The organism is Hoylesella shahii (assembly GCF_937990675.1).
GTDB lineage: Bacteria > Bacteroidota > Bacteroidia > Bacteroidales > Bacteroidaceae > Prevotella > Prevotella shahii.
In genome coordinates this window covers 26,038-50,870 of record NZ_CALKQY010000025.1, presented here as the reverse complement: position 1 = coordinate 50,870, position 24,833 = coordinate 26,038, and the positions used below count along the sequence as shown (strand labels likewise).

15 protein-coding genes are annotated in these 24,833 nt (G+C 42.1%); 12 read left to right on the top strand and 3 right to left on the bottom strand.

Going from position 1 to position 24,833, the window contains the following annotated elements:
* Positions 1 to 55: 55 nt before the first annotated feature.
* Both QME03_RS04135 and QME03_RS04130 read right to left on the bottom strand, forming a co-directional pair.
* The gene (locus QME03_RS04135; protein WP_044075574.1) at positions 56 to 676 is read right to left on the bottom strand and encodes a response regulator transcription factor; all 621 of its coding nucleotides are present in this window, start codon (positions 674 to 676) and stop codon (positions 56 to 58) included.
* 10 nt (positions 677 to 686) lie between these two features.
* Positions 687 to 1,643, bottom strand: coding sequence for a LuxR C-terminal-related transcriptional regulator (locus tag QME03_RS04130; RefSeq protein ID WP_025815117.1), 957 nt, complete (start codon positions 1,641 to 1,643; stop codon positions 687 to 689).
* A gap of 385 nt (positions 1,644 to 2,028) precedes the next feature.
* On the opposite strand from QME03_RS04130, the gene QME03_RS04125 reads away from it, so the two are divergent.
* The 5 genes from QME03_RS04125 to uvrA all read left to right on the top strand — a co-directional run bounded on the left by QME03_RS04125 (position 2,029) and on the right by uvrA (position 12,383).
* Positions 2,029 to 3,336: a hypothetical protein gene (locus QME03_RS04125; RefSeq protein WP_281723559.1), complete on the top strand. Its 1,308-nt coding sequence runs from the start codon at positions 2,029 to 2,031 to the stop codon at positions 3,334 to 3,336.
* A 38-nt stretch (positions 3,337 to 3,374) separates the two neighbouring features.
* Positions 3,375 to 4,706, top strand: coding sequence for an imelysin family protein (locus tag QME03_RS04120; RefSeq protein WP_281723558.1), 1,332 nt, complete (start codon positions 3,375 to 3,377; stop codon positions 4,704 to 4,706).
* Between the two features lie 138 nt (positions 4,707 to 4,844).
* Positions 4,845 to 6,560 carry a di-heme oxidoredictase family protein gene (locus QME03_RS04115; RefSeq protein ID WP_281723557.1) on the top strand — a complete coding sequence of 572 codons (1,716 nt, stop codon included), beginning with the start codon at positions 4,845 to 4,847 and terminating at the stop codon, positions 6,558 to 6,560.
* Positions 6,561 to 6,911: 351 nt separating this feature from the next.
* Positions 6,912 to 9,230: a cytochrome c biogenesis protein CcsA gene (locus tag QME03_RS04110; protein WP_281723556.1), complete on the top strand. Its 2,319-nt coding sequence runs from the start codon at positions 6,912 to 6,914 to the stop codon at positions 9,228 to 9,230.
* A 333-nt stretch (positions 9,231 to 9,563) separates the two neighbouring features.
* Positions 9,564 to 12,383 (top strand): excinuclease ABC subunit UvrA, encoded by a 2,820-nt coding sequence (gene uvrA / locus QME03_RS04105; protein ID WP_281723555.1) that lies wholly within the window; start codon positions 9,564 to 9,566, stop codon positions 12,381 to 12,383.
* A gap of 353 nt (positions 12,384 to 12,736) precedes the next feature.
* Here the strand turns inward: uvrA and QME03_RS04100 are convergent, their stop codons facing one another.
* Positions 12,737 to 13,693, bottom strand: coding sequence for an NAD-dependent epimerase/dehydratase family protein (locus QME03_RS04100; RefSeq protein ID WP_025815112.1), 957 nt, complete (start codon positions 13,691 to 13,693; stop codon positions 12,737 to 12,739).
* Positions 13,694 to 13,876: 183 nt separating this feature from the next.
* On the opposite strand from QME03_RS04100, the gene kbl reads away from it, so the two are divergent.
* From kbl to QME03_RS04065, 7 genes are all read left to right on the top strand, one after another.
* A complete protein-coding gene (kbl, locus tag QME03_RS04095) occupies positions 13,877 to 15,064 on the top strand; it encodes a glycine C-acetyltransferase (protein WP_281723591.1) in 1,188 nt (395 codons plus the stop codon).
* Positions 15,065 to 15,662: 598 nt separating this feature from the next.
* Positions 15,663 to 15,860: a hypothetical protein gene (locus QME03_RS04090; RefSeq protein WP_281723554.1), complete on the top strand. Its 198-nt coding sequence runs from the start codon at positions 15,663 to 15,665 to the stop codon at positions 15,858 to 15,860.
* A gap of 1,135 nt (positions 15,861 to 16,995) precedes the next feature.
* The gene (locus QME03_RS04085) at positions 16,996 to 17,181 is read left to right on the top strand and encodes a hypothetical protein (RefSeq protein ID WP_281723553.1); all 186 of its coding nucleotides are present in this window, start codon (positions 16,996 to 16,998) and stop codon (positions 17,179 to 17,181) included.
* Positions 17,182 to 17,233: 52 nt separating this feature from the next.
* The gene (locus tag QME03_RS04080; RefSeq protein WP_281723552.1) at positions 17,234 to 19,957 is read left to right on the top strand and encodes a fimbrillin family protein; all 2,724 of its coding nucleotides are present in this window, start codon (positions 17,234 to 17,236) and stop codon (positions 19,955 to 19,957) included.
* 185 nt (positions 19,958 to 20,142) lie between these two features.
* Entirely contained in the window at positions 20,143 to 20,526 is a 384-nt protein-coding gene (locus tag QME03_RS04075) for a 2-amino-4-hydroxy-6-hydroxymethyldihydropteridine diphosphokinase (RefSeq protein WP_281723551.1), read from the top strand.
* Positions 20,527 to 20,664: 138 nt separating this feature from the next.
* Positions 20,665 to 22,623 (top strand): ABC-F family ATP-binding cassette domain-containing protein, encoded by a 1,959-nt coding sequence (locus QME03_RS04070; protein ID WP_281723550.1) that lies wholly within the window; start codon positions 20,665 to 20,667, stop codon positions 22,621 to 22,623.
* Between the two features lie 89 nt (positions 22,624 to 22,712).
* On the top strand, positions 22,713 to 24,746 hold the full coding sequence (locus QME03_RS04065) for a M13 family metallopeptidase (protein ID WP_281723549.1): 2,034 nt from the start codon (positions 22,713 to 22,715) through the stop codon (positions 24,744 to 24,746).
* The last annotated feature ends 87 nt before the right edge of the window (positions 24,747 to 24,833 follow it).

The following is a 24,833-nucleotide window of genomic DNA, read 5'->3' as shown; positions in this document are numbered from 1 at the left end:
CATTTATGGTTATTGGAAAAATGAAAAACACGACGTAACCTTTGGTGGGTAAAGGCTAAATCTTACTGATGTCTACATATCCGTGCATAACCGCATAGATGGTAAGTGCCGACACACTTTTCATGCCTAGCTTGTCCATAATGTTCTTGCGATGGGTGATAACAGTGGTAATACCAATATTCAAGCGGTCGGCAATCTCCTTATTTATTAGACCTTGAACTATGAGTGCAAGCACTTCAATTTCCCTATCCGACAATATTTTCATTTGCAAAGCATGGGGGAGAGGTGGCAAATTGCGACCATGTGCATGCGCATATTGCTCAAGTTGCAGGATAGAACGCACCAGTTGTTCTTCAGGAACATTGATGCAAAGACTGTTAAAACCAGCCATCTGACTGCTAGGTTCAACAGAAGCTGTAAGCACAATGGTTTTATTCTTGTGGTCGAGAAAGAAATTTCTGTTTTCAATCACAATGTTAGTTGCTACAAAATAGTGGAAATATGCTTCGGGATTTCCGTTTGTCAACTCGTTAAACGAGTTGAAGGTGTCTACCTGTATGATAGGCAACACATTTTGTAAAATCTGTTTTAGTCCAAGAATGGCCAACGTGTTGGGGTCTACGATGGCAATGCGTGGGCGTTCTTTCATCTTCATCTCTGGGTGATTGTTCATCATATGCAAGCGGTTAGAGGTTTACAGTGGAAATATCAACCAAATTGTTTACGATGGCATAAATGGTAAGTCCTGCTGGTGAGTGTATCTGTAGCTTGCGTGCGATGTTTCTTCTATGGGTGATAACCGTGTTGATAGAAATGCAAAGATGGTCGGCAATCTCCTTATTGGTCATGCCTTGCACCAGACTAATGATAACTTCCTTTTCGCGTTCACTTAGATTGTCTACGTTTTCGCTGGTGTGGTTAATCATGTTGGATATCTTTACCGAAACGTCGTTTTGTTTCGACTTAGCTTCCAAGCGACGAATGGCAGGCACAAAAATTTCGTCTTCCACTTGGCCGTGGTGCATCAACCATTCTTCGTTATTATAAATATCGTAGAGCACAGCCGTTAGCTGGTTGTTCCTTAGTCCGTCTGAAGGCAAATATTTAATGATGATGTTTTTGAGTTCTCGAAGTTTCACGTCTGTTTGTCCGTGGTGTTTAGAGAATGTCTCTATGTCATAGTTGTTTTGTGCCTTATTGTTTAGTAACGAATCGACATAGGGGAATACCATTTTTTCTTCATATTTCATGTGCGAACGAATGCTATGGGCATACTCGTCGTATAGCTTGATGATGAGCCTAGCAAGGTTGTCTTGCTCATCCAATGCAGCAACGAGTGCTTTGCGCATGAAAGGCAGTTGGAAATCAAGAAAATATTCGTGGCTAGCCTTGAGATATTTGATAAGTGTGGGTATGGAAAGCCTGTCGGCATCGTCATAGTCGCGATAGCCGTTTATGGCGAAATTCACCACAGCCAGGAACGTATAGGTGTCAACGTTTTGAGTCTCACAAACGTCGCGCACGCTTTTGTCGCCGAAGCCCAAGCTAATCCCAAAGGCGCTGAGCGTCTGCAAGATGTTGTAATTGTCTTTGATAAGAAGTATCATCTTATCATCGGGCTCGTACATCTTATGATTTTTCATACCAATGTTACCTTTCGTTATTATTACCACTATAACAATCTGCAAAGTAATAAAAAAAAAATGAGACAGCCAATAATAACTAATAGGTATTTTATTGTATGCATTAAATAATGTAATATGCGGTTAATTAAAGGTGGAATGGCCGACATACCTAATATTGATGATTAAAGAATTACCCACTTTTAAGTATTGTTTTATAACCGAAAATAATATAATTTTGCAGCGAATTATTAAGGTGGCGCGGTGATGATTGCAACTCTTGATCGTCAAGTATGTGGTTATCCCCAATTCAATTCTTATAATAACACCGGACATTGGAGACAAGAACGTAACCAGAAATCCGCGTCGCCTTACATCTAAAAACATCCAAATACAAAAAACTGTTATGAGTAAATCTATCACAGCGCTCTTAACTTTAATCGCTGCTTGTTCGATTTCTACGGTGCAAGCACAGGTTAATGCAGCCGACAGTGTGATGAATCATGTAAAAGGAAACCGCTTAAGTATTGGTGGTTATGGAGAAGTGGCGTACTCACGCAACTTTTATAGCGACAATCAGTTTCGCTATCGCCGTCCGAAACTTTATGCCAAAGACCCTAGCAATGGGCGGTTTGATATTCCGCATGCTGTAATTTATTTGGGCTATGACTTCGGAAAGGGTTGGAGTCTTGGCACAGAAATCGAGTTTGAACACACTGGAACTGGTAGTGCTGTTGAGATTGAAGCCGATGAGGGCGGAGAGTTTGAATCTGAAATAGAAAAAGGAGGCGAGGTAGAACTAGAGCAGTTCTGGATACAGAAATCGTTTGCGAAGTGGGCAAACGTTAAACTCGGTCACTTTGTTGTACCCGTTGGTCTGAATAACGCACACCATGAACCCCTAAACTTCTTCACTGTATATCGCCCAGAAGGCGAAAACACCATCTTACCAAGTACTTGGCACGACACGGGAATTGCTTTTTGGGGTAGATTAAAAGACTTCAAATACCAGTTTCAAGTTGTTGCCGGACTGAATGCGTTATTGTTTGGACGCGACGGATGGGTGCATAAGGGCGCAGGCTCAGCCTACGAATTCAAACCTGCTAACAAGTATGGCTTTGTAGTTCGTGTGGATAACTATTCTATTCCAGGTTTACGACTGGGTGTTTCGGGTTATATGGGACAAGCCATGCACAACACTTCGCCTAATGAAATGGAAGGAAAAGGAAAACCTTACGATGGAGTTAAAGCGATGACCTATATAGGAGCACTCGACTTTACTTATAATAAACATAATTGGATTGTACGTGGTCAGGCTGATTACGGTTATGTATCAGGTGCGCAAAGGTTGAGTGTGGCTAAGGCCAATATGCAGAAGAGTTCGCCATACGATAAAACAAACGTAGGAAAAAATGCCTATGCTATTGGTATAGAAGCAGGATATGACCTTTTCTCGCAGATTGTTAAGATGCGCGAAGACAATCAGAAATTTTATCTTTTTGCACGTTACGAAACCTATGACTCGCATGTGGCCGGGGCATTACAACCAGTTTACACTTATACAGCTCGCCAACGTGTGGCATTTGGCGTAAACTATTTTCCTATTCCACAAGTTGTTATCAAGGCCAACTATTCTAACCGTATGTTTAAAAGCGGATATAATAACGAACCAAGTATAAACATCGGCGTTGCTTATGAAGGATTTTTCCTTTAAACGACATATCAAATCCAAATTATTTTAAATACAAAACAATGAAAAGATTTTTCAGTTATGCTCTGCATTTTGCAATGGCTATTGCTATGTTAAGCGGATTTTCTGCTTGCAGCGAAGAAGAACCCACACCTGAAACGATGAGTAAAGAAGAGACTCTAGAAGCCTTAACTAATACCTATGTTAAAGATGTGGTAAGTAAAACTTACACCAATCTGGCTAATGAAACCGAAGTGTTGTTTAACAAAATAGCCGCATTGAAAAAGAAATCTATCGCAGGTGAAGAGATTACACAGACAGAAGTAAACGAAGTTTGTGACTCTTACAAGCGCGCTAGAGCCTATTGGGAGGAGAGCGAAGCATGGCTCTATGGAGCAGCAAGCGATTTTGAGATCGACCCTAGCATCGATACGTGGCCATTGGAACTTAGTGTTTTAGCCGAAGACCTAAATGATGCTGACAAACTTTCTGCAATTTCTAATGTGGATGGCACTGCTTTTATTGACGCTGTTGGCAAACTGGGCAATGCCAATAAGGGCTTTCACGGCATCGAATTTGTGTTCTTTCGCGATGGACAACCACGCAAGGCTGCCAATTTAAAGAAAGACGCAGTGGAAACTGCTGAAGAATTTAAGGCTAATCCTGTAACAGGTGATAAGGAACTTATCTTTGCTACAGCAGCTGCTGCTTACCTACGTGATCGCTGTATACAACTGGAGGTGTCGTGGTTGGGCGACAAGGCTAGTGCTGCTCATAAAGCGCGCATCAACGAATGCAAGAAAGCTTATCCCGACTTGTTTAAAACCACAGTGGCTGCAACTGGCACAAGCTTTGGCGAAAATATGCTGTCGGCAGGAAAAGGTGAGGCAAAGAGCACTTACGCAACATGGAGAAAGGTGGTTGAAGACATTCTTGTTTCTGGTTGTTCGGGTATTTGTGCCGAGGTGAGCAAGCAGAAATTGGGTCAGGCTTATCGCGCTTCGGTATCTAATGGAACGAGTACTCACGAGGATGAAGACGGTAAACAAGTGGCCGATGACCCCAATTATATCGAGTCGCCATATAGCTATAACTCTTTTACCGACTTCTACGACAACATTATGAGCATACAAAATGCGCTATATGGTAATATCAATCAGCCTAATTATACTGATGCTTCTATCATGGCTTACTTGGCTAAATATAATCCAGAAATGGCTAATAGCCTGCAAGCTAAGCTGAAAGCAGCTCTCGACCAGTTGAAGAAATGCCAAGACAGCGGTATTCCTTTTGTTAAAAATCCTGGCCATAAGCAAGTGAAAGACGCGATGGATAAGGTTAGGGAACTAGATGACGCCATCAATGAGGCTAGTACTTGGATATTGAAAAACTAACGAGATATAAAACATCAATTGAACGTTGCGCCTGTTGTTTGCACAAGGGCACAACGTTCAAGGGTGTTTTTTTTATATAACGAGTTCTTCGGAACAAATCATATTATATATAATCCTTAGGGATAAAAGATAAACATTATGAAACAATTGTTATCGCACAAATTGCTTATGGGGGTTGCCTTGCTTGGTTCCATCTTGGTCTCGTGCTCGAAAGACGATGTTGTTGAAGTGGAAAACGATAACGACGACTACAAATACGTGGGCCAGGCTGTTGGTAATATGTCTGCCGATGAATGGTATCCAGGTGGAAAGCTTGGCACAACAGAAAACACTGGCAGCACCTGTTACCAAGACCAAACGCCAGCTGTTGATGCTGCCGACTTGGTTGAAGCTTTTGATAAAGGCGAATATATGTTCGAACATAGGTTTCAACAATTCAGTAAAACGCCAATTCTTACAGGACTTGGTCCGGCATACGTGCGTTCTCAATGCATCGATTGCCACCCTGGTTATGGTCATGGAAAACGAGTAACTAGCTACAATACAAAAGAAAGTGGCAATGGTTATCTGCTTGTGATATATCATCCCATTGATGGGGCTAATAGCAATGATGGACCTTACATCAGTGAAGTCACTGGAATGCCACAAACCAACGCAACATCTCCTTTCCTTGCTCCAATAGATGAGAGCGGTGTGCATATCGAGTGGAAAGAGGTAACGGCAATGGAAAGTGGTTTGAAAATGCAATTCGAAGACGGAGAGAAGTATAGTCTAATCTATCCAGAGGTGAATATCGATATTGCTGCTTTTAGAACCGACCCTAAACCCACTAATCTTGCTTTTAGACTGGAGTCTACCATTGGTATCTATGGTACAGGATTGCTTGACGCCATACCCGATGAGGAAATGAAAAAGCAATACCAACTGGAGGCTAGTCATGGTGTGGAGCTTAATCCATTGATGTGGAATAAGGACAAGAACGATTGGGCTGGCGACCCAACATTGGGTAAATCTAATGGCGCCTACTATCGTTTGGCCGATGGAACAATGAAGGTTAAACGTTTTACTTATGCCATGACGCGTGCATCACTTCAAGATGGTCCAGGCGCAAATGCTATGTGGAACATCACTAACGTAAGTCGTTCAGACCGTCCTTATCTTTATACAACGTCTGCTTGGGCTGAAGCGATGTCGAAAACAGAAAGTGTTATCAACGCAATTAAGAAAGATCCGAAGTCGCCTTATTATGCTGATGGTACTGAAGCAGGCATAAAAGCAGCCGTAAGAGCATTGCTCGACCCAAAGACAAACCAGTTTGACAACCCTTATCACAACTTTAAGCCTGAGATGACTGATAATAATTTCTGGCAATATATGGTGTGGCATAGGGGGCTGGCCGTGCCTCGTGCTCGCGATTTGCAAAATCCTGTTGTGCAAAGGGGTAAACAAGTGTTCATGGCTATTGGCTGTGCTCACTGCCATCGCCCACAATGGAAGACGGGAGATGACGATATGTGGCGCCCTGCTATATTGGTTAACCATAACTTGAGTTTACCAAGATATCCCAACCAAACCATCTATCCCTATACAGACCTTGTTCAACACAGGCTTAGAATGAAGAACGATATTCATGGTTCGTGGTGTAGAACAACGCCATTATGGGGTAGGGGCTTGTCTAGAGCCAATACTGGCGCTGAAGATAGAATGCACGACTGTCGCGCACGTAATGAAATTGAAGCCATTATGTGGCATGCTTACAGCAAAGATGGCGATGCTTATAAGTCGGCTGAGAAGTTCTATCGCCTTAAAAAGGCCGATCGCGACGCCGTGGTTAAGTTCCTTCGCTCAATATAGGATGGCGCTTTAAAGTGCTTTTGGTGGGTTTTAAACTTTCTCCTGGGTAGCTTTCGATTAAGGTTTTGATGGGGAGAACACTCCATTCGAAGCAATGTGTGAGCAATTATACTGGTTAAAGTTTTAAATATTATCGAACGAATTATAACAAAGTGTTGAAATTTGGCGTTGAATGATTAGAAGCGCCAGAAAAAGAATTAAAAAATGTTCGTAGAAGAGATGCACTGCGCTGGGTATGTGGCTTATCTCTTCTTCGAACATTTCTAAAATAAACTCTTATACAACAACCTTTTATCAATGGTGCTTCACTTGTTGCCCTATGGGCAAATAGTGTTGCACCTATTATATTGTATGGCAAAGCTCAAGAAAATCATTATCTTCGTATATATTCTTCTTGTCGTCGTAATGGGATACGCCACTTTTTACGAGAAAAGTCATTGCATCGCAGATGCCCATGACGTTATTTATGGGTCGCAATGGTTTGCGGTGCTGTGGGCATTATTGGCTTCAACAAGCATTATTTACATTGTACGTGTTCGCATGCGGCGTTGGTATTTGCTCTTACTTCATTTTTCTTGGGTCGTTATATTATGTGGTGCATGGCTTACTAAGACCTTTTCTTATACAGGTACGATGCATCTTCGCCAGAGCAAAGCCTCAAACACATTTGTAATTACAGGGAGTGATAAAAAGCAAGAGACACGTAGCTTGCCTTTTTACGTGCGCCTTGATACCTTTAAAGTTATTAATCATGAGGGCACAGAGGCCGTAGCCGATTATCAATCGCATATCACCCTTTATGCCGACAACGACACTGTTGCTGCCTTCGTGGCCATGAATAAGATTAAAATCTATAAGGGTGTACGACTTTATCAAAGTGCCTACGACAGCGATCAGAAAGGTTGTACTCTTGCCATTAATAGCGATTCTTATGGCATTGCTGTTACCTATGTTGGTTATATATTATTATTCGTTTCCTTGTTATGGTTGCTTATTGCGCCTAATGGCACGTTTAGGCAGTCGCTTAAAAGCCCACTTATCCGTAAAGCTTTCGCAGTGGTGGGTATGTTGTTGGTGGGTGCTTATGGTAATGCAGAGAATTTGCCTCATACTTTCCCCAAACCCTTGGCCGAAAAGTTTGGTAGGGTGTATGTAAATTATAACAATCGCATCTGTCCGATGCAGACTTTGGCCATTGATTTTACCAAAAAACTATGTGGAAAGGCTACATATAAGGGCTATACAGCAGAGCAAGTGCTTCTAGGATTTGTGTTTTGGGGAAACGACTGGAGCAACGAACCCATTATAAAGATAAAGAATGGAGAACTAAAAACTACTTTGCAATTGCCTAATTATTGTTCGGCAAACGACTTTTTTAAATTGGGTAATACTTATCGCCTTGCTTCTTACGTTGAAGAATTGTATCAAGGAAACAGTGATAGCTTTCACAAACAGGCTGGCGAGATTGACGACCGCTTGCAACTTATTTTGCAATTACGACAAGGTAAGTTGCTCAAGGTTTTTCCATTCAGAACTGTTCAAGGAAATATTAGATGGTATGCGCCTACAGATAAGTTGCCAATTTCTGTTGATTCGTTGCATAGTCGGTATATCAACGAACTGTTTAGTGTAATCAACACAGATGTGATGGTGGACAATTATGCGCATGTGGAAGAACTTGTTACGGGACTTCGCAAGTTTCAGGTGATAAATGGTGGTGCTAGTATTCCGTCGTTAGCGCAGACAAGAGCCGAACGTTTTTACAATTCCATCCCCTTTACCACAATTTTGTTTGTATTTAACCTTACGCTAGGATTATTGTTGTTGGCGTGGATGGTGTATTGTCTCTCGCGCAAACAACAAGCGGACAAATCAGAATATGAAGACAATACTACGATTAAATGCCAAACCCAAAGAGGCAGCAGGCTAGTTAACAGGTTAAGCCTAATTTTCATGAGCCTCTCGTTTGTGTGCTTAACCCTTTTGCTTGTGCTTCGCTGGAAGATATCGGGCACCATACCCCTGTCTAATGGTTATGAAACGATGCTTGTTGTGGCTTGGTTTGTTCAGCTTTTTGCCATTTTCACGCAACACAAAGCCCCCATCGTTGTACTTTTTGGTTTTCTACTCAGTGGCTTTTTCTTGCTTGTGAGCCACATTGCGCAGATGGATCCAGCTATAACTCATATTATGCCTGTATTAAACAGCCCCTTGTTGAGTCTGCATGTTAGTGTTATCATGATGAGTTACGCCCTTTTGTCGCTAACATTTGTATGTGGCATCAGTGCCATCGCATTGTATTTGGCTGGCATAAACAAACAACGTAGACAACAGCAGTCGGTGCCAAACTCTTATAGCTTGCAAATAGCAGCTTTGCAGGTGCTTTCGCACATTTTTCTTTATCCTGCACTGGTTACATTATCTATCGGAATTTTCGTCGGAGCGATATGGGCAAACGTTAGTTGGGGGCAATATTGGAGTTGGGACCCTAAGGAAGTGTGGGCTTTAATTACCTTGATGGTCTATGCCGTTGCAGTTCATCACCGGTCGTTAAGATCTCTTAATGGTGCTATGTGTTATCATTTGTTTATAGTGTTGGCTTTCCTAACAGTGCTTATGACCTATTTTGGCGTAAATTATATACTAGGAGGCATGCATAGCTATGCATAAAAGGGTAAAAATAGGTATATTTAATATTCTTTTAAGGTAGAAAACAATCTATTTGTTAGTCAATACTTGGAAAATCGACAAAAAAAGTTTACCTTTGCATCCGTTATCCTGAAAACAATCTTTTTACCTTAGAAGAGGACTAATACCTATTGAAGATCTGAAGCGGCAGCCTGAGAAGGTCGTCGCTTTTTTTGTCTCTGTACATCTCTAATGATGAAAAGCAGTTACCTGTTTACGCTATGCACTTCGTGAATGCATGAATTTTTAAGCCACTTGATTTCCTAACATAAGAGAAAAGCAGTAACTTTGCTTGTTCAAATAAGATTAGCATTTATGGATAAACATATAGAATTAAAGGGCGTAAGGGTAAACAACCTTAAAAACATTAGCCTTAACATTCCTAGAAATAAGTTCATTGCCATTGCTGGCGTTAGCGGTTCGGGTAAGTCGTCATTGGCTTTCGACACGCTTTATGCTGAAGGGCAGAGGCGTTATGTGGAGTCGCTCTCTTCTTATGCACGCCAATTCTTGGGCAATATGAGCAAGCCCGAGTGCGATTTTATCAAGGGATTGCCTCCTGCTATTGCTATCGAACAGAAGGTAAACACGCGCAATCCTCGCTCAACGGTGGGAACTTCAACAGAGATTTATGAATACATGCGCCTACTATTTGCACGTATTGGTAAAACGTTCTCGCCTATTTCAGGACAAGAAGTAAAGAAGCACAGCGTTGAAGATGTTATTCAATGCACCAAACAATATTCTAACGGAACGAAATTTGTTGTTCTTGCACCCATTCATGTGCCAGAGGGCAGAACGTTTGAAAAGCAACTCAATATGTTTGTGCAAGAAGGCTACGCACGTTTGTGGCATAAAGGCGACTTTGTGCGTATTGACGACCTTACAGAGAACGAAGATAATATGAAGGCTGCCAATGCTCAGGATTATTTCTTGCTTATTGATCGTCTTGCTGTTGATGATAGTAAGGAGCATCTTTCGCGACTTACCGATTCGGTGGAGACTGCTATGTACGAGGGACAAGGTGAGTGTAGACTGGTATTTCTCCCCTCAAATATCACTTACGAATTTTCTTCGCGCTTCGAAGCCGACGGCATGACCTTCGAAGAACCGTCTGATAACATGTTCGCATTTAATTCGCCACTCGGTGCTTGCCCTTCTTGCGAGGGTTTTGGAAAGGTTGTTGGCATTGAGGAAAGTCTTGTTATCCCAAATTCTACGCTCAGCGTTTATGATGGATGTGTGCAATGCTGGCATGGCGACAAGATGGTCGTATGGAAAGATGAGTTTTGTAGACGTGCCGCTAAAGACAATTTTCCCATCTTTAAACCTTATTTCGAACTTTCAAGAAAGGAAAAAGACATGCTTTGGCATGGTCTTCCTTCTGAAAAAGGAAGCGATGCGAATGAGCAAATTTGTATCGACTCCTTCTTTCAGATGGTGCGCGAAAACCAGTATAAGATACAATATCGCGTGATGCTAAACCGCTATCGTGGGAAAACAACTTGTCCTGAATGCCATGGCACGCGACTAAAGAAAGAGGCAACATGGGTTAGAATAGATGGTATGAGCATTGCCGACCTTGTGGAAATGCCTATTGCCAAACTAAAAACATGGTTCGATAATCTGCAATTGAGCGCCTACGATGCTAAGATTGCCGCCCGTTTGCTCACCGAAATTAACAACCGATTGCAGTTTTTGCTTGATGTGGGCCTGCATTACCTCACGCTTAATCGCCAATCTAATACGCTTAGCGGTGGCGAAAGTCAGCGAATACAACTCACTACGTCATTGGGTAGCTCGCTGGTTGGATCGTTATACATACTAGACGAACCTAGTATAGGCTTGCATAGTCGTGATACTGACCGTTTGGTAAAGGTGTTGAACGACCTGGTGCAGATTGGTAACACTGTCGTTGTAGTGGAACACGATGAGGATATTTTGCGAAAAGCCGACCATCTTATTGATGTTGGACCCGATGCCGGGCGTCTGGGGGGCGAAATCGTCTTTAATGCTCCTGCATCCTGCATTACTAAAGACGCCTTAAAAACCTATCCTAACAGTCATACTGTGGCTTATCTCACAGGTGCAGAAAAGATAGAAACGCCAACTTCGAGGCGAAAGTGGAACCAGGCCTTAGTGTTGAAGGGCGCACGAATGAATAACCTTAAAGGCATAGACGTGACTTTCCCGCTTAACGTGCTAACAGTGATAACGGGCGTGAGTGGTTCGGGCAAGTCGTCGCTTGTGAAGGGTATCCTTCATCCAGCACTTAAACGGAGCATGGGCGATGTAGCCGACCCACCAGGAGAATTTATAGCACTTGAAGGCGACCTTAAACAGGTGAAGCATATCGAATTTGTTGACCAGAACCCTATTGGAAAGAGCACCCGTTCTAACCCTGCTACCTACGTTAAAGCTTACGAACCCATTCGTCAGCTCTTTGCAAACCAATCCTTAGCCAAGCAATTGGGTTTCTCGGCTCAATACTTCTCGTTTAATGCTGAAGGCGGACGATGCGAGGAATGTAAAGGTGCGGGCGTTATAACTGTTGAGATGCAGTTCATGGCCGACTTGGTTCTGGAGTGCGAAACATGCCATGGACAACGTTTCAAGCAGGATGTTTTGGATGTGCGTTACGAAGGAAAGAATATCAATGACATCCTAGACATGACGGTTTCGGAAGCCATCGAGTTTTTCTCTGCTAATAAGCAAAGCACCATTGTCAATAGGCTGAAACCACTAGAAGATGTTGGCTTGGGTTATATTAAGCTGGGTCAAAACTCGTCTACCTTGTCGGGAGGCGAAAACCAACGCGTAAAACTAGCCTACTTTATTGGTCAGGAAAAAGCAGAACCAACGCTTTTTATTTTTGATGAACCAACAACAGGATTACATTTCCACGATATTAAACGACTATTGATGGCTATGAGTGCTCTGATAGAGCGTGGTCATTCGGTGATTGTGATTGAGCACAATATGGATGTGATAAAATGTGCTGACCATGTGATTGATCTTGGACCCGACGGAGGCGACGGAGGCGGTAAGCTTGTGTTTGCAGGAACACCCGAAGGAATAATAAAATGCAAAGAAAGCGTTACAGGAAAATACTTGAAAGCGCAGCTTGAAAGATAAAGAGGGTCAGTCACTTAAGGTCGTGTTAAGGTTGTAGGCAGTAAGTTAAATCTATATAGCGAATGGCAGTTGTTCGATCACCAACATATTATATGGTGCGAGCAACTGCCATTACGCTTTTTTTCAGAGCATTCCTCTTTCTAAGTATGCCTTGATGTTATTTTTGATGTTGTTTTCAGCAGATTTTCATTGGGTTAACTCAAACGTTTGCCTAAAAGGTCAACCCGTTGTCTACGGCAAGTGTGTATCTTTTATCAGGTAGATTGCAGACAATTTTGTCCACGTCACATTGCTATGCGTAGTTGTCGCCACATCAACGCAAGGGCTTAAAGAGGATAAGTGACGGCATTTAATCACTTCAGTAGTTTCACTGCAAGTTTCTCAAGCATGTCTTTTGTCATCGAATCAAGGTCGTATTGAGGCATCCATCCCCATTCCTCTCTCGCTGCTGAGTCGTCCATTTGGTCGGGCCAGCTATTGGCAATACTCTGTTTCAAGGGGTCTACTTCGTAAACCATTTCGAATTCTGGCTTATATTTTTTGATGGCTTGATAAATGGTTTCGGGGTCGAAACTCATAGAAGCGATGTTAAAAGCGTTGTGGTGTACTAGTTTAGACTTGTCGGCTTCCATCAGCTGAATAGCAGCATTCAGAGCATCGGGCATGTACATCATGTCCATGCGCGTACCTTTACCGATAGGACAAACAAACTTTTCACCTTTCACAGCCGAATAGTAGATGTCTACAGCATAGTCGGTTGTGCCACCGCCTGGAGGCGTTACATACGAAATAATACCGGGAAAGCGCACCGAACGCGTGTCAACACCATACTTCTTTTGGTAATAGTCGCTCAGCAACTCGGTTGTAACCTTCGATACACCGTAGATTGTGGCGGGGCGTTGAATGGTGTCTTGTGGTGTCATCTCGCGTGGTGTGTCTGGGCCAAACGAACCAATAGAACTAGGGGTAAACACTGCGCAACCGTTTTCGCGTGCCACTTCGAGGATGTTCCACAATCCGTCAATGCCAATTTTCCATGCCAAGCGAGGCTTACTTTCTGCCACTACAGAGAGTAAAGCAGCCAAGTTGTAGATGGTGTCGATGTTGTACTTGCGCACTACTTCGGCAATAACATCGGCGTTTGTTACGTCGGCAATGGCACAAGGGCCAGCCTCTTTCAGCTCACCTGTTGGTTCTGCACCTTGGATATAGCCTGCAACCACGTTACTATTACCATAACGTTTCCTTAACTCGCCAGTAAGTTCAGAACCTATCTGGCCTGTTGATCCAATGACTAAAACATTTTTCATAACTGTTTTATCTGTTTTTTTGTTTTTCGTCTGCAAAGTAAACGCTTTTTCTTATATGTATAAAAAGTTAACGTTTAAAGAAATTTAAAATTTTGAGAGTTCGTAAAAAAAACGCCATTTATAGCTGCTGTATCAAAAAAAATGATTTACTTTGTCCCACATAACTTAAATTTAAGTATCATTATGTATGGCAAAATGAAAGAACATCTCAGTAAGAGTATCGCTGAGATTAAAGAAGCCGGACTCTATAAAGAGGAAAGGCTCATTGAGAGTGCTCAACAAGCTGCTATCACGGTTAAAGAAAAAGAAGTGCTTAACTTCTGTGCTAACAACTATCTAGGCCTGTCTAACCATCCCCGACTTATTGAAGGTGCCAAGCGTATGATGGACCGTAGAGGCTTTGGTATGTCGTCTGTTCGTTTTATCTGTGGCACACAAGATGCTCATAAAGAATTGGAACAGGCTATATCTAACTATTTCCAAACCGAAGATACCATTCTTTATGCTGCCTGTTTCGATGCAAATGGTGGTGTTTTCGAACCTCTTTTCACCGAAGAAGATGCCATTATCAGCGATGCGCTTAATCATGCGTCTATTATTGATGGCGTTAGACTATGTAAAGCTAAACGCTATCGTTATCAAAACGCTGATATGGCCGACTTGGAACGTTGCTTGCAAGAGGCTCAACAACAGCGCTTCCGTATCATCGTTACCGATGGCGTGTTCTCAATGGATGGTAATGTGGCTCCTATGGATCGCATTTGCGACTTAGCTGAAAAATATGATGCACTGGTAATGGTTGACGAATCGCACTCTGCTGGTGTTGTTGGCGCCACCGGACATGGTGTGAGCGAACTTTGCAAGACCTATGGTCGTGTTGATATTTATACAGGAACGCTGGGCAAAGCCTTTGGTGGTGCATTGGGCGGATTTACAACAGGCCGCAAAGAAATTATTGATATGCTTCGTCAAAGAAGTCGTCCTTATCTCTTCTCTAACTCTCTTGCTCCTTGTATTATTGGTGCTAGTCTTGAGGTTTTCAAGATGCTGGCCGAGAGCAACGAATTGCACGATAAGCTTGTTGAAAACGTAAACTACTTCCGCGACAAGATGATTGCGGCTGGTTTCGATATCAAACCCACTCAAAGTGCTATTTGTGCGGTGATGCTTTATGATGCCAAACTGTCGCAAGTGTATGCTGCACGCATGCTCGACGAAGGTATTTATGTTACTGGTTTCTATTACCCTGTTGTACCAAAAGAGCAAGCGCGCATTAGAGTTCAGATTTCTGCAGGCCATAATCGCGAACAGTTGGATAAGTGTATTGCTGCTTTTGTGAAGGTTGGAAAAGAACTTGGTGTATTGAAATAATAAGACTTTATTGTCTAGCAACTATATTCCCGAAGGGCGTATTTCGTCCTTCGGGATTTTTTTTGCTGTTGTTCATTGCAAAGAGTGGGGTTGTTTGTGGTGTTGTGCTGATGTTTTTGTGTTAGTGGGTTATTCATTGATGAAATCTTTATCTTTAACGCCAATGTGGTCATTATATCCCAATGTTTCCAGAATTCTTGTTTTTGTATCGTTTTCTAACATCTTTTATTTTCTTGTCGGCATCTTGTCTGTCTTTGCAACTTGACGTAGCCCGCTACGCCTGTGTGACAAAGACAGGCAATCTGCTCGACAATAGAATAAATTCTGTTTAGGCTCTAATGACCAATTTGGGTTAAATCTAACGTGTGTTCCACACATTAGTGCATTTTTCCACTTGGCTAATGGTATGCTTCATGTTGTCTTCTCCGTGCAAGCTTGTTTTTGTAATCCTTGTTTTATTTAAATTTAGTGTTTAGTGGGGGTGTCAAATATTCGGTCTGAAATTTAACATTGTGGCTAGCTTTAAATTCACCAACTTCCCACTCGCTCTCAAATAATCGATTCTCGTGAAGGTTTATTTAGATAAAAAGGGTGGTGGTTGGAGCTTGATAAAGCGATTTATTTTGATGAATTAAACCGTGATTTGTGTGAGAATTTAGATAAAATGCAGCAAAACAGCGTGCTAAATGCAGCAAAACGCAGTGCTATCTCCTACAAAACGCAGTGCTATCTCCTACAAAACGCAGTGCTATTTCCTGCAAAACGCAGAGCTAACTCCTACAAAACGCAAGGTTAAATGATAAATATCGCAGTTTTGGGGTGTATGTCGTCAACTCAAGAATGATTGAATTTGATAACTTTTTGGGGCGAAAGTTGGGTTGAGATGGTTCTTTTTAGCGTCAAAATACTATTTTGGGGGGATGTGAAAAACGTCTACAAGCGAACAAAGAGGAAGGTTAAATGGTGCAAAATGCTGCAGTAAGACGAAAAATTGATGTAAAAATAAAATCTGAAAGGCAGAAAAAGGCGTAAATAGTGTTCTTTTTCTTACCTGTTTTCTCTAGAAGGGGTTGGTTAGGTGAGTGTGTTTCGTAAAATAAAATTACTTCATTTAACAAAAGTTGGGATGCCGTTTTGTGTAGAAGGTGCATAGGTTTATTCATCTGATTTTCTTACCATAAACCTTGTAGTCATAATCCTAGATTATTATAGAGTAAATCCGCGTTGAAGTTCTAACGTACAACCATCATATACTAGTTCAGAGCAAAACGAAGATTTGTTGATTAGATGCTGATAACCCAAAGATTACAAATGAAAGGGTTTAAATGATAAAAGTTTGCTGTTATAGAGTGCTAAGCGAGATGGGGGTAATGGTTTGTTATCTTGTAAGACAAATTTACCGTGTTATTTTTTTGTGATAATCGATAGATGCTATTTAGTATTTATTTTTCTATCCAAAATCAGGAAAATTATATTGGTAAGATTTTAAAATGGGTCTCAAGAGAATTTAAAATACAATAGCATATTATTACCTAAAAATGGTAATTATTAGAAGTTTTATTGTAACTTTGTATATATTATTAATGAATTGAAAGTCATTTGTCGCGTTTTAATAATAAACAAGATGATGATTTTTTTGCTAGAAAAGTAAAAAACAGAGAGCAATAAATATAAGTCAAAAAGATTAAAAACCGTATCAGGAATATAACGAAAATACTAAAACAAGAGTACACAATGAAAACGCGTTAATCATTGTGTGTTGAAGGTTTGAATATTAATCGTAAAGAGAGTCAATAAATTATTATCCACCTCATCATTACAGATGGTTCGACTTTGTATCATCGGCTTTCTAATGAAGAGGTAGTATTAGGATGTAAAAGCCCACACTATATGAGGGTGACTATACAATTAATTTAATAACAAATCAGTAAATGGAGAGAAAACAACAGTGTGCGTCTGTGGCTTATATTAAGCCACAAACATGGGTGTTCTGCCTATCCGAATCGTGTTCAATTATGGCCACCAGTCCTAACGTTCGCCCTGGAGGTGACAATAGAGGTAACGTAAGGGTTATTGAGCCCGTTGATGACGATGAAGATACAGAAATCGAAGGATAACCCAATTTTAATGTACTAACAAAATTAAAGAAGCTCTATTAAAACAACAGAGATGAAGAGAAACAAGTTTTATGAGATTTTAAACGGTGGTCAACTCAAACTTTCAACACTTATGTTGGCAGGAGTCGCTACCATGTCGATAGTGTCTTGTAACGATAACAATCTGCTAGACGGAAGCGACTCTAAAGATGCTGACGCCTTTGTTACCTTTAATGTTACGGACGCACAAACCAAAGCCATCGCTCAAAGTGGGAATGTTGTAACTCGTGGATTAATTAATCCCAATCTGGTTTCAACCGATTTGTCCTCGCAAAAGTTGGCTGTTAACGGTGCAGGAGCAGCAAGTTTGTGTCTTATCGAAACCACAGTTGAAGGTGTTAACCCCGTTCAGGCCGACGCTGCAACACGTGCTAAGGTGGTGAAAACCATCACAGAGACCTTCTCGGCATCGGGTCATAGGGGCGCAACAGAAGCGGCAATAACCGCTACTCCTCAGTGGTTTTATAAGGAAACCACCAATAGCAACGGCGAACTTGTACGTCGCATACCATGGAGCTGGGATCAAAGATATGGCCGTTTTTATGCCATTTTCCCCGAAGTAACTAGTGATTACACTAAAATTCAACTTTCTCCCAAGTCGTATGCTGGTAATCCTTATATTGAGTTCGAGGTTGAAGAGGATGTTAAAAACCAAAAAGACTTGATGACTGCTTGCACGGGCAATGTGCAATATGCTATTCGTGGAACTGCGCCTACAACCAACTTGGATTTCCGCCATGCACTAACAGCCGTGAAGTTTGCTGTTGGACAAAACCTGTCTTGGAACAAAACTATCGACAAAGTTGAAATTCGCAATGCATTGAGCAAGGGCAAATACACCCTTTCTGATAAACTCGACGGAACAGGTGCTGTGTGGGATGCAACGAGTTTAAGCGACCGCAAGACCTTTACCTTAGATGGAATAAGTGTAAGCACCAGCCAAAACCCCAACACTGTTATCATGGGTAGAGATGAAGACAACTTCACGTTCTATATGATTCCGCAAACTCTAACGGGTAATAATGTGGTTGCTTATTTCCATTTCACCGATGGTTCTGAAATAACAACCACGCTTAGTGGCTCGTGGGTAGCAGGTACTACTAAGACTTATAAGCTGAGCGACAAATTGTCTACATGGGAATATACGCTCGAAACAGAAAGTCCTGTCGCGGTGGCCTACAGCAGAGCAACTAGCGATTATTATAAAGTGAGAAGCTATAGAACAGCAGCCGATGGTGTTACGCAATATCCTGTTAAATGGAAAGCTGTGGGTTACGAAGAATTTAATGATGCAACAAATAGCTGGGATAATCTTGGAACAACAAAGCCTTCATGGCTAACGGCCCTGTCGGTGGAGAATGGAAGCGGTGGAACAGCTGCTGAGCAGGGCGTTGCTACCTTGAAAGTAGATGTAATGGTCGACCGTTTGACTGCTTATAACAAGGCGCTTCAAGACGCCCCGGTGAAAGGTTCGGCAAGCAACTACTATAACTTGTCCAACGCTAATGGTACGGATGTTATTGAGAATACCGCCAATAGCTACCTTGTATCTGCGCCAGGTTATTATCGTATTCCTTTGGTTTATGGTAATGCCATCAAGAATGGTGCAGATAATAAGCGTGCTTATCAAACCCAAAACTCGGGTCAGAAGATCTTGTCTAACTTTAAAGACCACTCGGGAACAGACATTACCACTCCTTATATCAATATTCAAAACAACACAAATCCAGCAACTCAAGCATCGATTGTTTGGGCCGATCAGGATGGTATTGTTGAGGGCTTGTCGGTAACGAATGATGGTAATAGGTCGTTTGTGAACTTCCATGTGCCTGCTAACAAAATCAAAAATGGCAATGCTGTTATTGCTGTGAAGAGTGCAAGTGGCGTTATCATGTGGAGCTGGCATCTTTGGTTCGACCATAGTGACGCATTGAGCACAATTCAATGCGTAAACAAACAAGGAGATAGATATAATTTCTCAAAGAATACTCTTGGTTTTACCATGTCAAATTGGGAAGCAACAAGCTACGATAAGCCACGTAAGGTACGCGTGAAGATTGAACAAGAAATTGCTAACAATAGCGTGAAGAAGTTCTCTTACATCACCATCGTGCAAAATCATGGTTCGAACAAAGAGTTCACTTCTACGCTCTATCAGTTTGGACGTAAGGATGCTTTTCCTGGAGCTATTACTACTTATGGTGGCAGCATCGTAGAACAAGGTGGAAACAACATGTCTATCAGCAATGGTATTCAAAATCCTGAAAAGTTCTATACCGAGGGAAGTTCTTGGACAGATGTATATTTTAAATACAATTTGTGGTCGATGGAGAACACAAGTCTTGCCTATAACGGCAATAATGTTGTGAAAACCATTTACGACCCCAGTCCAGTAGGCTTCCGTATGCCAGGTCGTCTAGCCTTTACTGGTTTTACGACAACAGGAGAATCATCTTTTAATGTTGCTGGGTTTAATGTATCAGGCGATTGGGAAAAGGGATGGAACTTCAATACCAATGCCACGGCTTCTACTGCAACCATCTTCTTCCCCGCCATTGGTTCGCGTACAGCTAACGCAGGTGGTATATACGGAAAGTATAGCAGAGGTTATTATTGGTCGGCAATTCCTACCTATGAAAGCAGTAGCAGTTGTTTAGACTTTACTAACAGTGATATTAAACCATTCAATGTGTTGAACAGTGTACTCGGCGGTTCGGTACGTCCTGTTGCAGAATAGGGTATAGCGTTGACACATTAAGGCAATAAAGTAAACAACTCGTTTGGGTCGGTTCTCAACTCCCCGTTAGGGGGTAGGTTGGAACCGACCCTTTTTTATTTTATCACAAACCTAAGCAAAGTATATCACCACCATGCAAATACCATTTTTTTCGTACCTTTGTGGTTCATTACATCATGAACGAAATGGAAAATAACATACACCATATATTACTGGCTTTGGGAAGCAATATCAGGGCTGAAGAAAATATTAGGGAGGCCCAAGCATATTTAACAGCCACATTCCCCAATATGCAATTCTCGCGATTACTTTCAACTCCCGCTATAGGCATTGTTTCTCCGCCTTTTATCAACTGTATGGCACAAGCGCATTGCAGTGTAGAGTTGGATGAAGTGTTAGACGTGCTTAAAAGTATTGAAGTGGCGATGGGAAGTACGAACGAAGACCGAAAAAAAAATGTGGTGGTAATAGATATAGACTTATTGCAGTTTGACAATGAACGACGTAAAACAGATGATTGGGATAGAGATTATATACAGTTGCTGTACAAAGAATTATGTTGTAAATAAAAATCAGTGCTTTAATGAAATGAATAGCGATATGATTTCACTGTTCTTGTAAAATACAGACATAACAAACTTATCCTAATACAATTGTACAATTTTTGAAACAAAATGATTAACTTTGTACGAATAAATAAAAGATAGATGATTTCAGTAGAAGGTTTAACGGTAGAATTTAGTGTAAAACCACTGTTTAAAGATGTTAGTTTTGTGGTGAACAATCGTGACCGCATTGCCTTGGTTGGCAAAAACGGTGCAGGAAAGTCTACCATGCTCAAAATATTATGCGGTAAACAAAAGCCCACAGCTGGTAATGTGGCTGTACCTTCGGGCACAACTGTGGGTTATCTGCCACAGGTAATGGTGCTTCAAGACGACACCACAGTTAAAGAAGAGGCGCGAAAAGCCTTTGCAGATAATACAGAACTGAAGGCTAGGGTGGAACAATTGAATAACGAATTGAGTGAAAGAACCGACTACGAAAGCGAAGACTATATGGCGCTTGTTGAGCGTTTTACCCACGAACACGAGCGTTACTTGATGATGGGAGGCAATAATTATGAGGCTGAATTGGAAAGAACCCTCATTGGACTGGGATTTAACCGAAATGATTTAGAACGTCCCACAAGCGAGTTTAGTGGCGGATGGCGTATGCGTATTGAGCTAGCTAAAATACTATTGCGCAAACCAGACGTGCTATTGCTTGACGAACCCACTAACCATCTTGACATTGACAGTATTCAATGGCTTGAACAGTTTTTGGCACAAAGTGCTAGTTCGGTGGTGCTTGTGAGTCACGACCGAGCTTTTATTAACAACGTAACGAACCGAACGCTAGAAATATCTTGTGGCAAGGTTATCGACTACCGCGTGAAGTACGATGAATATGTTACGCTTAGGACTGAGAGACGCGAACAGCAGTTGCGTGCATACGAGAACCAACAAAAGGAAATAGCCGAGATGAAAGACTTTATCGAGAAGTTTCGATATAAACCAACAAAGGCTGTTCAGGTGCAAAGTCGTATTAAGCAGTTGGATAAGATTGTGCCAATTGAGGTTGATGAGGTTGATACCTCTGCTCTTAGACTGAAATTTCCACCCTGTTTGCGAAGTGGCGACTATCCTGTGATATGCGAAGATGTACGAAAAGACTACGGTGAACACACTGTTTTCGACCACGTTACATTTACCATAAAACGTGGTGAAAAGGTCGCTTTTGTGGGTAGGAACGGTGAAGGAAAATCAACCTTGGTGAAATGTATCCTTAACGAGATACCTTTTACGGGCGAACTGAAAATTGGACATAACGTTCAAATTGGCTATTTTGCTCAAAACCAAGCTCAATTGCTAGACGAAGAACTAACTGTTTTTGAAACGATAGACAATGTGGCGAAAGGCGATATACGCCTAAAAATACGCGATATCCTTGGTGCTTTTATGTTTGGAGGTGAGGCTTCGGACAAGAAAGTGAAGGTGTTGAGCGGAGGCGAACGCAGCAGGCTTGCTATGATTAAGCTTTTACTTGAGCCTGTTAATTTGCTTATACTCGACGAACCAACCAACCATTTGGACATGCAGTCGAAAGATGTGCTCAAAGAAGCTATTAAAGCTTTCGACGGAACGGCCATTGTGGTGTCTCACGACCGTGAGTTTCTCGATGGACTGGTTGAAAAGGTATACGAGTTTGGTGAGGGTAGGGTGAAAGAACACCTTGGAGGCATATACGACTTTATCAGAAGTGCATCGGCTAATCAAGTAGATAACGGTTCGCCTACAAGTATCGACTCAATCTTACACGCATCGGCATCCATGCCAACTAAGGCAGAAGAGACCCCAAAAGCCGACAACGAGAGCTACGCACAACGTAAAGAGCGGATGAAGAAGGTGAGCAAAGCCGAGAAAGCTGTTAAGGAATGTGAGGCTCGAATTGCGTCAATGGAGAAACGTATTGAGGAATTGAACGTGTTACTGAGCGATGTAAGCAATGCTTCGGATATGACGTTGGTAAGCGAATATACCTCGGTTCAAAGGGCATTAGATATCGAAAACGAAAAATGGATGGAGCTGAGCGAAACACTTGAACAGCTAACGGCACAGGTTTAGTGGCTACTTTCTGTTTGTCTTTGCTGTAAGGTTAGCATGTAATTAGTAAATCAATTAATCATAATTACCCAATAACAAAAAAAGAACACATGAAAATGAAACAAATCTTTCCCGCACTCTTGATGATGGCCTCGCCTGCATTGGGCATGGCTCAAGGACAATCGGGACTTGTGATGACAGACTTAGACAAGTCTGTTCGTCCAGCAGATGATTTCTATCAATTTGCAACTGGCGGTTGGCAAAAACGAAACCCACTGCCAGCAGCCTACTCTCGTTTTGGTAGTTTCGACCAATTGGGAGAAGAAAACAACAAACGCATCAACAGTATTTTGGGCGAACTGCTGAAGAAGAAGTTCAAACCTGGTAGCACTGAACAAAAGTTGTCTGACTTCTACAAGATGGCGATGGACTCAACTCGTCGAGAAAAGGAGGGACTAGCTCCTGTTGCAGGATTGTTGGCAGAAGTGGAAGGGGCTAAAACCAAAGCCGACCTTCAACAATTTCAACTAAAGTATGCCGTTGATGGTTATGGCGTGGGCTTCGGTTCGTTCTTCGGGGCTGACGAGAAAAACGCAACGATGAACATTCTTAACATCAATCAAGGCGGTTTGACGCTAGGACAGAAAGACTATTATGTGAATAACGACCCTGCTACGGTTGCTATTCGCGAGGCCTATCGTAAACATATTGTGCGCATGTTCCGCCTTTATGGCTTTAACGAGGCTCAAGCCGAAGCTCGTAGAGATGCTATTTTCCGTATGGAAACGGCGTTGGCGCTGGTTTCGAAAAGCGTAACTGAATTGCGCGACCCACAAGCCAACTACAATAAGATGACCTTGAAGGAGTTTAAGGATAACTATCCGCACATCAATCTTGAAGCAATGGCAAGCGCCGAGGGCATTAAGTCGGCCTATATTCAAGAAATGGTTGTGGGACAACCTGGTTTCATGGCAGGTTATGACAAACTGTATGCGGCCGCCACTGCAGACGATCTGCGCGCACTTATCGAATGGGACATTATCCAAAACTCGGCTTCGTATCTCACTAACGAGATTAGATTGGCCAACTTCGACTTCTTTGGTAAAACCATGACAGGTCGGAAAGAGGAATATCCATTGTGGAAACGGGCCACAAACCAAGTGGAAGCTACGATGGGAGAGGCTTTGGGTAAGATGTATGTGGCTCGTTTCTTCCCAGAAACATCAAAGAAAATGATGGAGCAACTTGTGCGTAACCTGCAAATTGCGCTTGGACAGCGCATTGATGCACAGACATGGATGAGTGACACTACAAAGGCAGCCGCACACAACAAACTGAATAAATTCTATGTTAAGATTGGTTATCCTAACAAATGGATTGACTATAGCAATCTAACCATCGACCCCACGAAATCGTATTACGAGAATGTATTGGCTTGCCGTAAATTTGCACACGACAGACACATTATGACAAGGGCTGGAAAGCCTGTTGACCGCGATGAATGGTTGATGACTCCGCAAACGGTGAATGCTTACTATAACCCAACTACCAACGAAATTTGCTTCCCTGCAGGTATCTTGCAGCGTCCATTCTTCGATCCCAAAGCCGATGAAGCATATAATTATGGGGCAATTGGTGTGGTTATTGGACACGAGATGACACACGGTTTCGACGATCAAGGTCGTCAATACGATGCTAATGGATTTATGAACGACTGGTGGACAGCATCGGATGCCAAAGGGTTTGAAGAGCGTGCAAAGCTTTATGCCAACTTCTTCTCTAACATAAAAGTACTTCCCGACCTCAATGCTAATGGTGAATTTACCCTTGGGGAAAATCTTGCCGACCACGGCGGACTGCAAGTTAGCTTCTGTGCTTTCAAGAATGTTGAGGCTAAAAAGTGTCTTAAAACCATCGACGGCTTTACGCCCGACCAGCGTTTCTTCTTGGCTTATGCTGCTGTTTGGGGACAAAATATCACTGAACAAGAGATACGCAACCGTACAAAGTCTGATCCTCATGCTCTTGGTAAATGGCGTGTAAATGGCGCATTGCCTCACATTGATGCTTGGTACGAGGCTTTTGGTGTGAAAGAAGGCGATAAATTGTTTATTCCAAAGAGCCAACGTTTGCAACTTTGGTAAGCTAGCTGCTTCACAATAAAAAATAACAAACCGTTGTTCGGTATGGATTTAATAGCCCTTACTAGGCTATGTCATTGCCGAGCAACG